General features: G+C 71.4%; 9 protein-coding genes. 4 read left to right on the top strand and 5 right to left on the bottom strand.

From position 1 onward, the window contains the following. Positions 1-2: 2 nt before the first annotated feature. Both FCI23_RS13600 and FCI23_RS13605 read left to right on the top strand, forming a co-directional pair. On the top strand, positions 3-2462 hold the full coding sequence (locus tag FCI23_RS13600; protein ID WP_136723804.1) for a xanthine dehydrogenase family protein molybdopterin-binding subunit: 2460 nt from the start codon (positions 3-5) through the stop codon (positions 2460-2462). 14 nt (positions 2463-2476) lie between these two features. Then, positions 2477-3574 (top strand): XdhC family protein, encoded by a 1098-nt coding sequence (locus FCI23_RS13605; RefSeq protein ID WP_136723806.1) that lies wholly within the window; start codon positions 2477-2479, stop codon positions 3572-3574. Between the two features lie 457 nt (positions 3575-4031). Here the strand turns inward: FCI23_RS13605 and FCI23_RS13610 are convergent, their stop codons facing one another. The 3 genes from FCI23_RS13610 to FCI23_RS13620 all read right to left on the bottom strand — a co-directional run bounded on the left by FCI23_RS13610 (position 4032) and on the right by FCI23_RS13620 (position 9775). After that, a complete protein-coding gene (locus FCI23_RS13610) occupies positions 4032-4829 on the bottom strand; it encodes a S1 family peptidase (protein WP_136723808.1) in 798 nt (265 codons plus the stop codon). A gap of 206 nt (positions 4830-5035) precedes the next feature. After that, positions 5036-7903 carry a helix-turn-helix transcriptional regulator gene (locus FCI23_RS13615; protein ID WP_136723810.1) on the bottom strand — a complete coding sequence of 956 codons (2868 nt, stop codon included), beginning with the start codon at positions 7901-7903 and terminating at the stop codon, positions 5036-5038. Between the two features lie 1017 nt (positions 7904-8920). Further along, the gene (locus tag FCI23_RS13620) at positions 8921-9775 is read right to left on the bottom strand and encodes a helix-turn-helix transcriptional regulator (protein ID WP_136723812.1); all 855 of its coding nucleotides are present in this window, start codon (positions 9773-9775) and stop codon (positions 8921-8923) included. A gap of 89 nt (positions 9776-9864) precedes the next feature. On the opposite strand from FCI23_RS13620, the gene FCI23_RS13625 reads away from it, so the two are divergent. Then, positions 9865-11544 (top strand): AMP-binding protein, encoded by a 1680-nt coding sequence (locus FCI23_RS13625; protein ID WP_136723813.1) that lies wholly within the window; start codon positions 9865-9867, stop codon positions 11542-11544. Continuing rightward, the gene (locus FCI23_RS13630; RefSeq protein WP_136723815.1) at positions 11541-13169 is read left to right on the top strand and encodes an AMP-binding protein; all 1629 of its coding nucleotides are present in this window, start codon (positions 11541-11543) and stop codon (positions 13167-13169) included. Before FCI23_RS13625 ends, FCI23_RS13630 begins: the two co-directional genes overlap by 4 nt. 87 nt (positions 13170-13256) lie before the next feature. On the opposite strand, the gene FCI23_RS13635 is transcribed toward FCI23_RS13630, so the two are convergent. Together FCI23_RS13635 and FCI23_RS13640 are read right to left on the bottom strand one after the other, a co-directional pair. Then, positions 13257-13652 carry a DUF3592 domain-containing protein gene (locus FCI23_RS13635; RefSeq protein WP_136723817.1) on the bottom strand — a complete coding sequence of 132 codons (396 nt, stop codon included), beginning with the start codon at positions 13650-13652 and terminating at the stop codon, positions 13257-13259. Positions 13653-13838: 186 nt separating this feature from the next. Continuing rightward, positions 13839-14393 carry a DinB family protein gene (locus tag FCI23_RS13640; RefSeq protein WP_136723818.1) on the bottom strand — a complete coding sequence of 185 codons (555 nt, stop codon included), beginning with the start codon at positions 14391-14393 and terminating at the stop codon, positions 13839-13841. Positions 14394-14546 lie beyond the last annotated feature (153 nt).

Raw genomic sequence — 14546 nt, forward strand, 5'->3', positions numbered from 1 at the left:
CCATGGCAGTGACCCGCGCCCCCCAGGACATCACCACCCCCGTCACCGGGGGCATCGGCGCCAGCACCCTGCGCCCCGACGGCACCCTCAAGGTCAGGGGCGAGTTCGCGTACTCCTCCGACCTGTGGCACGAGGACATGCTCTGGGGCTTCACGCTCCGCTCCCCGCACGCCCACGCCCTGATCCGTTCCATCGACACCGGCGAGGCGGTGGCGCTGCCCGGCGTCTACGCCGTGATGACGTACGACGACCTGCCGGCCCGTACCCACTACGGCCTGGAGGTCATCGACCAGCCCGTTCTCGCCCATGACCGGGTCCGCTACCACGGCGAGGCAGTCGCCATCGTCGCCGCCGACCACCCGGAGACCGCGCGCCGCGCCGCCGCAAGGATCAAGGTCGAGTACGAGGTGCTGCCCACCGTCCACGACGAGGCCACCGCCACCGGCCCCGGCGCCACCGTTCTCCACCCCGAGCGTGACGACCGCCACGCGGCGCATGTCAGCCACCCCAACATCGTCCACCGCCAGCCGATCCACCGCGGTGATGTCGCCGCCGCCCGCGCCCGTGCCGATGTGATCGTGCGCGCCGAGTACGAGGTCGGCATGCAGGACCAGGCCTTCCTCGGCCCCGAGTCCGGCCTCGCGGTGCCCGCCGAGGACGGCGGCGTGGACCTCTACATCGCCACTCAGTGGCTGCACGTCGACCAGCAGCAGCTCGCCCCCGTCCTCGGGCTCCCCGAGGAGAAGGTCCGGCTGACGCTGGCCGGGGTCGGCGGGGCCTTCGGAGCCCGCGAGGACCTGTCGATGCAGGCGCACGCCTGCCTGCTCGCGCTCCGCACCGGCAAGCCCGTCAAGATCGTCTACAATCGCGAGGAGTCCTTCTTCGGGCATGTCCACCGCCACCCGGCCAAGCTGCTCTACGAGCACGGCGCGACGCGCGACGGCAAGCTGACCCATGTGACCTGCCGGATCGTGCTCGACGGCGGCGCCTATGCCTCCTCCACCCCGGCCGTCGTCGGCAACGCCTCATCGCTGTCGATCGGCCCGTATGTCGTCGGCGATGTCGACATCGAGGCCATCGGCCTCTACACCAACAACCCGCCCTGCGGCGCCATGCGCGGCTTCGGCGCGGTGCAGGCCTGCTTCGCGTACGAGTCCCAGATGGACAAGGTCGCCGCCGAACTAGGCCTGGACCCCGTCGAATTCCGGCAGCTCAACGCCATGGAGCAGGGCGACCTGCTGCCCACCGGCCAGGCGGTCGACTCTCCGGCACCGGTCGCCGAACTGCTCCAGCGCGTCAAGGACATGCCACTGCCGCCCGAGCGCACCTGGGAGACCGCAGACGGGACTGGAGCGAGGAACCGCGACGCAGCGCAGGTTGGAGGCCGCGACCGAGGAACGGGGGAACGGCATCCGGCCGGAGCGGAGTCAAGGTGGATCGCGACCGGGGGAATCGACGTCCGCGAGCTGCCCGGCGGGCTCTCCAACACCACGCACGGAGAGGGCATCGTGCGCGGCATCGGCTATGCCGTCGGCATCAAGAACGTGGGCTTCTCCGAGGGCTTCGACGATTACTCCACGGCCAGGGTTCGGCTGGAAATGATCGGCGGCGAGCCGGTCGCCCTCGTCCACACCGCGATGGCCGAGGTCGGCCAGGGCGGCGTCACCGTCCACCAGCAGATCGCCCGCACCGAGTTGGGCGTGCAGACCGTCACCATCGCCCCCGCCGACACCCAGGTCGGCTCCGCCGGCTCGACCTCCGCCTCCCGGCAGACCTATATGACCGGCGGCGCGATCAAGCTCGCCTGCGAGGCCGTACGGGAGCGGGTCCTGGAGCTCGGCGAGGCAAAATTCGGCTGGACCGGGGAAGGGCTGACGCTGGAGGGCGGCAAGGTCGTCACCGCAGGCGGCGATGTGCTGGCCGCGCTGGTGGACGTGCTCGGTGACGAAGCCGTCGAGGAGACCCGCGAGCACCACCACCGGCCGACCGTGCCCTTCGACCTGAAGACCGGTCAGGGCTTCGGGCACGTCCAGTACAGCTTCTGCGCCCATCGCGCCGTCGTCGACGTCGACACCGAGCTCGGCCTGGTCAAGGTCGTCGAGCTGTCGGCGGCCCAGGACGTCGGCAAGGCGCTCAACCCGCTGGCCGTGCTCGGCCAGATCCAGGGCGGCTCCACTCAGGGGCTGGGGCTCGCCGTGATGGAGGAGATCCTTGTCTCGCCCGACTCCAAGGTGCGCAACCCCTCCTTCACGGACTACCTGATCCCCACCATCCTCGACACCCCGCCCATGCGCATCGACGTGCTGGAACTCGCCGACGACCACGCCCCCTACGGCCTGCGCGGCGTCGGCGAGGCCCCCACCCTCTCCTCCACCCCGGCCGTCGTCTCCGCCATCCGCGCCGCGACCGGCCTCGCCCTGACCCGGGTACCGGTCCGCCCCGAGCACCTGACCGGTACGTGAAGGGAGCCCGCACCATGCTGGACATCGCCGCCGACCTGCACCGCTGGTGCGAGCAGGGGCGCCCCTTCGCCGTCGCCACCGTCGTCGCGGTCGGCGGCAGCTCGCCCCGCGAGCCCGGCGCCGCGCTCGCCGTCGACGCCGATGGCACCGCGGTCGGCAGCGTCTCGGGCGGGTGCGTCGAGGGTGCCGTCTACGACCTGTGCCAGCAGGTGCTGGAGAGCGGCAAGCCGGTGCTGGAGCGCTTCGGCCACTCCGACGACGACGCCTTCGCCGTCGGCCTGACCTGCGGCGGCGTCATCGACATCTTCGTCCAGCGCGTCGACCCGGCGGCAGACCTTACGTTCGTGACCGGCCTGGCCGCCGCCGTCGCCGGGGAGGCCGCCGCCGTCGCCCGGGTCGTCCAGGGGCCCGAGGGGCTGCCCGGCCGAGGGCTGCTGGTCCGTGCCGACGGGACGTACGAGGGGACGCTCGGTGACCCGGAGCTGGACCGTACCGCCGTGGGGGAGACCCGGGCCCTCCTGGACGCCGGACGCACCGCCACCGTCTCCGTCCGCTGCGGCGAACCCCTCACGCTCCTCGTCGAGGCGAGCGTTCCGCCGCCGCGCATGCTGGTCTTCGGCGCGATCGACTTCGCCGCCGCCCTGGTCCGTATCGGCAGATTCCTCGGCTACGCGGTGACCGTCTGCGACGCCCGTCCGGTCTTCGCCACCGCGGCCCGCTTCCCGGACGCCGACGAGGTCGTCGTCGACTGGCCGCACCGCTACTTCGACCGCACCGCCGTCGACGGCCGTACCGTGGTCTGCGTCCTCACCCATGACGCCAAATTCGATGTCCCGCTCCTGGAACGGGCGTTGCGCCTCCCGCTCGCCTATGTCGGGGCCATGGGCTCCCGCCGCACCCATGAGGACCGCCTCGCGCGGCTCCGCGCCGCCGGCGTCACCGAGCTCGAACTGGCCTGCCTCCATTCCCCCATCGGCCTCGACCTCGGCGCCCGTACCCCCGAGGAGACCGCCCTCTCCATCGCCGCCGAAATCACCGCCCACCGCCGAGGCGGCTCCGGCGTCCCCCTGACCGGCGCCCACACCCCCATCCACCACGCCCCGGCAGCATGAGCGCCTGTGGCGGGCTCTCTTCTGTGTGCCGCCCTGCGGCACGTCTGCCCACAACATCGGCCAAATCCAGCCCGTCCGGCGTTTGAGGACTGTGGGGGTCCGTCCCACGCCCGCCAGGGCGTGGGAGGCGCGTCTGGGGGCTCCGCCCCCAGACGCGGCGCCAGCCGCATATAAGAGGCCGCGCGAATAGGTGGGGCGGCGTCGCGTGCCGATGGGCGGCGCCTGGAAGTGTTGCCGTCGGTGTCGGTCTACGACTCTCCCCCAGACTCCGTCCGGGAGGTGCCCCGAGGAGGTGCCCCCACCTTCCCTCCACCCCACCTATTCGCGGGGCCTCTAAGCCGCAGCAGGGAAGGGGCGGGGAGGGGGAAGCGCCGCAGGTGACCGGACATGGGTAGGAGGCGCCGCGGGCGGGGTCGTGACCCACCCGCGGCGCCCCCTGGCGCTACCTGATTTTTGATCAGGAGTTGATTTGCGTCGTCACCAGCGACGAGAACGTCGTCAGCCGGGTGTAGACGCCGGGGTAGCCGGCCTCCGCGCAGCCCTCACCCCAGGAGGTGATGCCGGCCAGGACGCCGCCGATGAGCAGCGGGCCGCCGCTGTCGCCCTGGCAGGTGTCGACGCCGCCGGAGGTGTAGCCGGCGCAGACCATGTCCGAGGCCACGAAGTCGGAGCCGTAGGACGAGGCGCAACTGGTGTTGGAGACGATCGGGACGGTTGCGGTGCGCAGTTGGTTGGAGGAGGAGCCGCTTTCGGAGGTGGTGCCCCAGCCGAGGATGCGGGCGGTGGCCCCGGTCGCGTAGACGGCGGTGTCGGTGGAGGCGACGTAGGGCGGCGTGGTGTACGACATGGACGTGGAGAGTGTGAGCACAGCCACGTCATTGCCGTTGGTGGCGTCCGTGTAGGACGGATTGATCCAAATCTTGCTGACCCTGCTGACGGTTCCGTTGGTCCCGTTCAGGTAGGTCCGGCCGCCGACTACGCGGACGCTGCTGGTGGTTTCGCCGACCATACAGTGGGCGGCCGTGACGACCTTGGTGGCCGACACGAGGGTGCCGCCGCAGAACTGGTTCTGCGAGGCGTCGGTGATCTGCATGCCGTAGGGATAGGCGGAGGCCGTCGTCGTCGTACCGCCGACTATCTTCGGCTGGACCGCGGCCTGGGCGGCAGTGGAGGCGCCGAACAGGAGGGCGCCCGCGGCTGCTGCCGTGGCGGCTAACGAGATGGCGGCCTTCGCCATCCGGGTGAGCTTGAACATGTGTCTCCTCAGGGGACTGCCGGTGGGGGGAGCGAGAGCCATCCGATGGGGGCGGCGGACTCTCGCCCGGCACGACCACTGGCCGACTTCGTTGTCGGCAGCTGTGGTTGAAGAGGTACTTGTTGCGTGCTCAAAGCTAGAAGTGGCGGCGGCACGGGCCCAATGAGGGAAGCCCCTTGCGAGGGGGGCTTAGGGAAAACCCTCGGTCAGCCCGCCCGGCGGCGGGCGGCCAGCCGTACGATGTCCACGCGCGAGCGGACGCCGAGCTTCCGGTAGACCCGGGTCAGTGTGGCCTCGACGGTCTTCACACTGATGAACAGGCTCGCGGCGATCTCCCTGTTGGTGGCGCCCTCCAGGACCAGGGCGGCGACCCGCGCCTCCATCGTGGCGAGCGTACCGAGATCCAGGGAGCCGGGCTTCGCCGGGTCCCCCTGCGGCGGGCCCTCCGGGGACGGCGCCGTACCGCCGCTGCCGGCACCGATCCCGCCCGCGTCCGCGGCATTGCCGGCGGCCACCAGCTCCAGCCACGGCAGCGCCTTGGCCCGCCGGAAGGTCCGGGTCGCCCCTTCCAGGGCGAGACGGGCGGCCCCGGCGTCGCCGCGGTCCTGCTCGGCCCGGGACAGTGCCAGCCCGGTCCGCGCCTCCTCCAGCCGGTAGCCGAGCTCGCCGAGGTGGTCCCGGGCGGCTCGCAGCAGGGTTGCCGCCGAGTCCGGGCCGCCCTGCGCGGTCAGCACCATGCCCTGGGCGCGGTCGAGGACTGCCAGGACGCTTTCCCGGCCCAGCCTCAGCGCCTGCGCCCGGGTCTCGTCGATGAGCCCCTGTGCCTCGGCGAGCGCTCCGGCCCGTACGAGAGCCTCGGCGAGGTCGCCGTGCCAGCGGTTGCGCGTGGGGTCGGTCACCCCCATCTCCCGCTCCAGTTCCCGCACCCGCCGCAGCGTCCGCACGGCGCCATGGGTGTCGGCGCCGACCAGCTGCGCGTGGCCCAGCGCGTACAGGGTGCGGGAGAGGAACAGCATGTCCCCGTCGGTCTCGGCGCGCCGTACCGCGTCCTGGGCGAGCGACACCGCCCGCTGTACGCTCCCGCCCGCGGCCTCGGCCAGCGCCGCGACCTGGTAGGCGGGGCTCAGGGCGATCCCGGTGTCCTCCACCAGCCGCAGGCTCTCCCGCGCCAGCTCCAGCGCCGCGCCGCAGCGGCCGGCCCGCAGTTCGGTCTCGGCCAGCCCGCTCGCGAAGACGATTTCGCTCTCCACCGCGCCGCGCTGGCGGGCCTCGCCGAGCAGCCAGGTGATCGTGCTCCGTGCCTCGTCGAGCCGGTCGCTCATCAGCAGGATCCGGAAGCGGATGTACTGCGGGCCGTTGTGGTCCACGGCCACCTGCGGGTCCTGCGGCTCGGCAGTGGCTCTGGCCAGGGTGGCCGCGGCATCCGGTCGCCCGGAAAGCGCCTCGTTGTGCGCCTGGAAGGCCAGTGCCAGCAGCTCGGTCCGCCGGTCGCCCGCCTCGGCCGCCAGCGCGGCGGCCCGCCCCGCCTCGGCGGCGGCCTCCGCCATCGTGCCGTCCACCAGCAGGGCCCGCCAGGCGAGTTCGTACCGTACGAGGGCCTGCAAGCCCGGATCGTCGCCGGCGTCGGCGAGCGCTTGCGGGTAGACGTCGTCCACATCGGCGAGCGCATGCTCGGCCGAGTCGATCACCACGATCCAGGCCCGCACCCGGTCGGCCGGGCGCACCGCGTCCGCCAGCACCTCGTGCGCGGTGTCCCGGGCCAGGCCCGCCTCACCCGCTGTCAGCGCGTCCTCGGCCGCGTCCAGCCGCCGTACGACCGCGGTGTCCGCGTCCTTGTCCGGGGTGTGCCGGGCCGCCAGCAGCCCCAGCTGCGCCGCCACCGCCGGTGCGCCCCGGCCCCGGGCTACATCCGCCGCCTCGGCCAGCCGCAGCGCGACGTGCTCGTCCTTACCAGGGGCGGCCAGCGCCAGATGGCGGGCCCGCTCGATGGTGTCCGACGCCGCCTCGGCAAGCGCGGCGTGCGCCGCCCGGCGGTCCCGGGGTGTGGCCTCCGCGTACAACGCCGCCGATATCAGCGGATGCGTGAACCGTACGACGCCGTCCTGCTCCAACTCCACCAGGCCCAGCGCCGCCGCGACGGCCGTCTCCCCCTCGGCATTGGCACGTCCCGCAGCGCGCAGCAGCGACAGTGTGGGCCGGGCGCCCGCGCTCGCGATGAGCAGCGTGCGGCGCGTCTCGGCGGTCAGCATGCCGAGCCGGTTGAGCACCAGTGTGCGCAGCGACGTCGGCACCGGCAGCGGCTCGCCCGGCCGGACCGGGGTCCCGCTCTCCACCAGCGCGCGGCCCAGCTCCAGCGCGAACAGCGGATTCCCGCCGCTGGTGCGGTGCACCTCACGCAGCACCGAACGCGGCAGCGCCATCGACGCCCAGCCGGACAGCAGCTCCGTCACCTGCGGCCAGGACAACGGCGGCACGCCCAACGCCAGCGCCGGCGGCGGCAGCACCCGGAGGAACCGTTCCTGCAGATCGCCGTCGCCCTTGGGATCCGTGTCCGTCCGTACGGTCGCGAGTACATGCACCGGCAGCGTCCCGACCCGTCGCGCCGCGAACGCCAGCAGCTCCTCGCTCGCCGGGTCCATCCACTGCAGGTCGTCCGCCACCAGCAGCACCGGCGCCTGAGCCGCCAGCGCCCGCAGCACCGACAGTACCGCCAGCCGCAACGCCAGCCCGTCCCGCTGCCCGGCCGATCCGATCCGGCCAGTGAGCGCCGACTCCAGCGCCGCGCGCTGCGGCGCCGGCAGACTGTCCGCCACCTGCTCCGCGACCTCGCCCAGCAGATCGACCAGCGCCAGGAACGGCAGCTGCGACTCCGACTCCGTCGGATGGCACCGCAGCACGATGTGCCCGGCGGCCGCACTCTGCGTCGCGAGCGTGCGCAGCAGCGTCGACTTCCCGATCCCTGCCGGCCCGTACAGCAGCAGACTGCCGCCCCGCGACATATGGTCGCCCGCCCGCGCGAGCAGCTCGGCCCGGCCGATGACCTGCTCGGCGCCGCTGCCCACCCGCCCGCTCATGACCGGCCTCCGGAGGCCGTCCCGCAGCTGCGGTCGGCATGCTGCCGCCGCGCTGTGGCCCCCGGCCGATCCCCCCGGCCCCCGGCCCGGCAGGTACTCGGTTCGGGCAACCTGGGCGGCACGTCGAGCACTGGCTGCACGGGCGTGGCTCCCTCCGTGTCGTGTCCGGCTCAATACTATGCAGCGACCCCCTCCGAAAGGGCCGCTACGCCGCTTCGCTGCGGGTTTGTGCTACGAATCCGGTGGCCCGATACGGTCCCTGAGAGCCGGTCGGCGCCCCCGCCCCCTCGCTGCGGCATACGCGGCTCACGGCCCCCACCCGACTACCACGGCTGCCTTCGCGGTCGTACTCCGCCTGGGCACCAACAGCAGGCTGGGGGATCACCCGAACCGCCCGCTGCACGCCACCCACGATATTACTCACGGGTCCGCCCCCTCAGCCCTCCCGGCGCCCAACCCACACTCCCGCCCACCCCTCGCCGCCCCTCCCGACCCCCCCGCCCCACAGAACCCTCCCCGCCCCCGACGCTTCCCCGCGCGGCTGCACGGCGCCATACCGCAGGTGCTACCCCGACCTCGCCCCGGCTGCTGCCGGGTGAATCGTCCCGCCGCGACGGCGAGAGGCGAGACGGCGCCGTCCGGCGGTCACGCGCCGGCCTCAGCGTGGGCTCGGCCCGGCCTCGGCCAGGCTGCGCCGGGGACTGGCGGGCAGGTGCCCCGCGACGGCGCCCCGTCGATGCGGCGACCGCAGTGGGCATCCCGTGAATCGCGTGATCCGCCGGAAGGGCTAAGAGGCCGCGCGAATAGGTGGGGCGGCGTCGCGTGCCGATGGGCGGCGCCTGGCGGCGTTGTCGTCGGTCGACGACTCTCCCCCAGACTCCGTCCGGGAGGTGCCCCCACCAAGCTCTCGGCTCCGCTCGAGCAGGGGGCACCCCCATCGCGTCGCCTCCCTCCTCCGCCTTGCCAGACTTGCCCCTCGCCCCGCTCCTTCCTCCACCCCACCTATTCGCGCGGCCTCTAAGGCAGCAGCCCCGCGCGCCGCGCCGCGACGACCGCCTCCAGGCGCGTACGGGCACCCAGCTTCCGCATCGCGGACCGCAGGTAGCTTTTTACCGTCTCGGGCCGAAGGCCCAGCCGCTCGCCGGCCACCGCGTTGGTCGCGCCCGTGGCCACGCAGGCCAGCACGTCCACCTCTCGCGGCGACGGAGTCGTCGTCGGCGGCACCATCTTGTTCACCGGCCTTCCCTTCGCACCACCGCTGGAGGCCGTCGCGAGCCGTCCGCAGGCGGCCAGGATCTCCTGCTGGAGCAGCGGATCGGCGACCCGGGCAGCAAGGGCGCGCAGCTCGGTGTGGGCCTCCCGGACCTCTTCCCAGGCCGCCGGATCGGCGGCGGTCGGCTGCTGGTAGGCGGCGAGCAGCCGGTTCGCCTCGTCCCGTACCGCCAGCCGCTGCCCCAGTTCCTGGGCCGCCCCGACCGCGGCCGTGAGCGTCCGGTCACCAAGGGGGAGGGAGTCGCGCAGGCCGCCGTAGAGGACGCCGCGCACTCTGTGGTGTACGACAACGGGCACCGCGAGGACGGCGCGGACCCCCTCGCCGGCGGCGGCGGCGTCGTACTCGTGGCTGATCACCCGGGAGGTGCTGTAGTCGGTGAGCGCGATCGGCCTGGCCAGGGCGACGGCCTTGCCGCCGATGCCGTTGCCGGAGGTGATCGCCAGGCCCTGCATCGAGAGCGTGTTGTTGCCGGACTGCTCCGATATCCGGAACTGCCGCGGTCCGGTAAGCAGTCCCCCGAAGGCCAACGGCAGCCCACTGGCGCGTCGCAGCCACAGTAGCGCTGCCCGCAGTTCGGCTATTTCCCCCGACTCTGGCACACCCGCTCCTTCACCCCCGTACGGGGGTAGTGAGATCCCAGGCACTGATTCAACGATGCTACTCAGGTGTCCGGCAATGAGGAGGACATATGGCGGTCACGAACGCCACCCAGGAATTCCGGGCCGCCCGGGACTTCCTGCTGCAGCACCGGAAGGACTACGCCACGGCCTACCGGGGCTTCGAGTGGCCCCGCCCCGAACACTTCAACTGGGCGCTCGACTGGTTCGACCGGATCGCCGACGGCAACGACCGCACCGCCCTGTGGATCGTCGAGGAGGACGGTGCCGAGGACCGCTACTCCTTCGCCGAGCTCTCCGCCCGCTCCAACCGCGTCGCCAACTGGCTGCGCGCGAACGGGGTCCGGGCCGGGGACCGGATCGTGGTCGTGCTCGGCAACCAGCTGGAGCTGTGGGAGACCGCGCTGGCCGCCATGAAGCTGCGTGCCGTCGTCATCCCCGCCACCCCCCTGCTCGGCCCGGCCGACCTCGCCGACCGTATCGGGCGCGGCGGCGGCGCCCATGTAATCGTCAGGGCCGGGGACACGGCCAAGTTCGATGAAGTCCCGGGGGCCTACACCCGCATCGCGGTCGGCGGCGCCCCGCCGAACTGGCTGGCGTACGAGGACGCCTACGCGAGCCCGAAAACGTACGAGCCCGAAGGGCCGACCCGGGCCACCGACCCGCTGATGCTGTACTTCACCTCGGGGACCACCGCGCGGCCGAAACTCGTCGAGCACACCCATGTCTCCTATCCGGTCGGACACCTGTCGACGATGTACTGGATCGGGCTCACCCCCGGCGACGTGCACCTGAACATCTCCTCACCCGGCTGGGCCAAGCACGCCTGGAGCAATCTCTTCGCGCCGTGGAACGCCGAAGCGACCGTCTTCATCTTCAACTACGCCCGCTTCGACGCAGGCCGCCTCATGGCGGAAATGGACCGCGCGGGCGTCACCACCTTCTGCGCCCCGCCGACCGTGTGGCGCATGCTCATCCAGGCGGACCTCAGCGGCCTGCGCACCCCGCCCCGCGAGGCCGTCGCCGCCGGAGAACCGCTGAACCCCGAGGTCATCGAGTATGTGCGGCGCGCCTGGGGAGTGACGATCCGGGACGGCTTCGGCCAGACCGAGACAGCGGTACAGGTCGCCAACACGCCCGGGCAGCCACTCAAAACCGGCTCCATGGGACGGCCCACCCCGGGCTTCGTCGTCGAGCTCCTCGACCCCCAGACCGGCAAGCCCGCAGACGAGGGCGAGATCAGCGTCAGCCTCGCCCACCGCCCGGTCGGTGTGATGACCGGCTACACGGCTGACGAGGAGCGCACCGCCGAAGCCATGGCCGCCGGCTACTACCGGACGGGCGACATCGGCGCGCGTGACCAGGACGGCTACATCACCTACGTCGGGCGCGCCGACGACGTCTTCAAAGCCTCGGACTACAAGATCTCGCCCTTCGAGCTGGAGAGCGCCCTCCTGGAGCACGAGTCCGTCGCCGAGGCCGCCGTCGTCCCCGCCCCCGACCCGGTGCGGCTCAACGTGCCGAAGGCGTATGTCACCCTCGCCGAGGGCTGGGAGCCGAACGGCCCGACCGCGAAGGCGATCTTCGCCCACTCGCGGGCCGTGCTCGCCCCGTACAAGCGCATCCGCCGCCTGGCCTTCGCCGAACTCCCCAAGACCGTATCCGGCAAGATCCGCCGCATCGAGCTCCGGGAACGCACAGCGCGCGGCGACGCCGCTGCCACCGAGTACCGCGAGGAGGACTACAAGTGAGCACGCAGACGGGTCCAGAACTCTCCTACGTCAGCGGAACCGGCGACACCCCGCTGCTCGGCGACACCATCGGCCGCAACCTCGACCGCGCCATCGCCGCCCACCCCGGCCGTGAAGCGCTCGTCGACGTCCCCAGCGGCCGCCGCTGGACCTACGCCGAGTTCGGGCGCGCGGTCGACGAAGTGGCGCTCGGAATGCTGGCCAAGGGCGTCATCAAGGGCGACCGGGTCGGCATCTGGGCGATCAACTGCCCCGAGTGGGTCCTGGTCCAGTACGCCACCGCCCGCATCGGCGCCATCCTGGTCAACATCAACCCCGCGTACCGGGTCCATGAGCTGGAGTTTGTCCTCAACCAGGCCGGCATCGAGATCCTGGTCTCCTCCACCGCGCACAAGGCGAGCGACTACCGCGACATGGTGCAGCAAGTGCGCGCCGACTGCCGGGCCCTGCGTGATGTCGTCTACATCGGCGAACCGTCCTGGGACGCCATGGTCGAGGCGGCGGCCTCGGTCCCCTACGAGCGGCTGGCGGAGCGCGCCGCCGAGCTGTCCTGTGACGACCCCGTCAACATCCAGTACACCTCCGGCACCACAGGCTTCCCCAAAGGCGCCACCCTCTCGCACCACAACACCCTCAACAACGGCTATTTCCTGGGCGAACTCATCGCCTACAACGAGCAGGACCGCATCTGTGTGCCTGTGCCCTTCTACCACTGCTTCGGCATGGTCATGGGCAACCTCGGCGCCACCAGCCACGGCTCCTGCATCGTCATACCCGCCCCCTCCTTCGACCCCGCCGCCACATTGCGTGCAGTCCAGCAGGAACGATGCACATCGCTGTACGGCGTCCCCACCATGTTCATCGCCGAACTCGGCCTGCCCGACTTCGACTCGTACGACCTCTCCTCGCTGCGCACCGGCATCATGGCCGGCTCCCCCTGCCCGGTCGAGGTCATGAAGCGGGTCCTCACCGAGATGCACATGCCCGAGGTCTCCATCTGCTACGGCATGACCGAGACCTCGCCGGTCGCCACCCAGACGCGCCGGGACGACGACCTGGAGCGCCGCACCGAAACTGTCGGGCGTGTCCTCCCGCACATCGAGGTCAAAATCATCGACCCGGTCAGCGGCGTCACCCTCCCGCGCGGCGGAGCCGGCGAGCTGTGCACGCGCGGATACTCCGTCATGCTCGGCTACTGGGACGAACCCGACCGCACCGCCGAGGTCGTCGACGCCGGTCGCTGGATGCACACCGGGGATCTTGCCGTGCTGCGCGACGACGGCTATGTGCAGATCGTCGGCCGCATCAAGGACATGATCATCAGGGCTGGCGAGAACGTCTACCCGCGCGAGATCGAGGAGTTCCTCTACGCCCATCCCAAGATCGCCGACATCCAGGTCGTCGGCGTGCCCGACGAGCGCTACGGCGAGGAGATCCTCGCCTGCGTCATCCTGCGCGACCCGGCCGACCCCCTCACCCTCGACCAGCTGGCCGACTACTGCCGGGGCCGCCTCGCCCACTACAAGGTGCCGCGCCGCCTGCGGCTCATGGACGCCTTCCCTATGACGGTCAGCGGCAAGGTCCGCAAGATCGAACTCCGGGAGGAGGCATCGCGCGAGGGGTAACGGCCTGCTCGCCGGGGTGCGAAGCGGACCCCGGCGGGCGGAGGGTTCGGCAGCTGATGCCTGCAACGGTGCTCGTCGGCGGACGTTTCAACCCGTCAGGACGATCAGCACGGCGGTGCCAAGGAAGGCTATGGCGGCGAACGACAGCCAGAACATCGGAAGTATCAAGTGCCGCCATGTACGCACCCGAGCTTTGTGCGGGCTGTGGGACAGGTAGATGACCCCGACCCTCCGGCCCACGGACAGTCCCAGCCCCGCTCCCCGTGCCTGGGGTGCGAACTCCACCCGGTACCCCAGGTTGTCGGTGAACGCTATGACCGGAACCCAGCTCGGCCCTGATTTGGAGTCTTCGACACGGACATTGTCGATCACCATGCCCTCGGTGCGGAGGCCATGACGGCGCAGCCGGTTCACCAGGAAGGCATCCCGAATCGCCAGAACAAGTAAGGAAAGGCCGATAATCGCGCAGAGAACCATGCCCACGTCAGCTTTTGACACGCCCTACCTCATCCTTTCAGGGGAAACCCATCCTGCGGCATAGACGCCGCCCTGCTCGTGCGGCCGGTCCCGCCCGGTCCACCAACTCTTCTGGCCAGTGGACGCGTTGCACGAGCCGGTCGGTTGCGGCTCTCACGGCGAGCTTGCGCCGCCAAGCCGTATGGCGTAGGGCTAATGCCCCGTGGCGCCGTCGATCCTCTCCCGCAGGAGGTCGGCATGGCCGTCGTGCCGGGCGTACTCGGCGATCATGGACACCAGAATCCGGCGCAGCGAGACCGGATCGCCGCTCGCCATGTGCACACCGGTCTGCTCCAGGGACGGCGCCGCAGCGACGATCTCGCGGGAGCGTTCGCACTCCGCCCGCCACACCGCCCAGGCTTCCGCCACATCGCCGTCCAGGGCCTCGAAGTCCTGGTCCGGATCCTCGTCCGAGTAGTACAGCATCGGCACGTCCTCGCCCGCGAACTGCGTCCGGAACCACCACCGTTCCGCCCCGGCGAGGTGACGGAGCATGCCGTGCAGACTCAGCCCGGAGGGCGGGATGGCCTTCTCCGAAAGCCGCTCAGGCGGGATACCGGAGCACTTGAGCTCAAACGTCTCGCGGTGCCAGTCGAGGAAGGCCGTCAGAATCTCGCGCTCGTCACCGACGAGGGGCAGGGGTTTACGGGTGTCTGATGCCCACTGCGGTGAGTAGTTCTCCGGGGGGATCTCATGTGTGTCACTCATGGCCTGAGTGTTGCATCGGGCACTGACAATCCGGCCCGCCGCAGGTGGCCGGCAGCGGTTGCGGCGCTGGCCGCTGCCCTTTCGTTGCCGCTGACGCGAGAGGCTGGCTCCCTCTCCAGCACGCCGGTCGCCACTGTGCCCATATGAATCGAT

The sequence above is a fragment of the Actinacidiphila oryziradicis genome (assembly GCF_005047355.1).
Lineage (GTDB): Bacteria > Actinomycetota > Actinomycetes > Streptomycetales > Streptomycetaceae > Actinacidiphila > Actinacidiphila oryziradicis.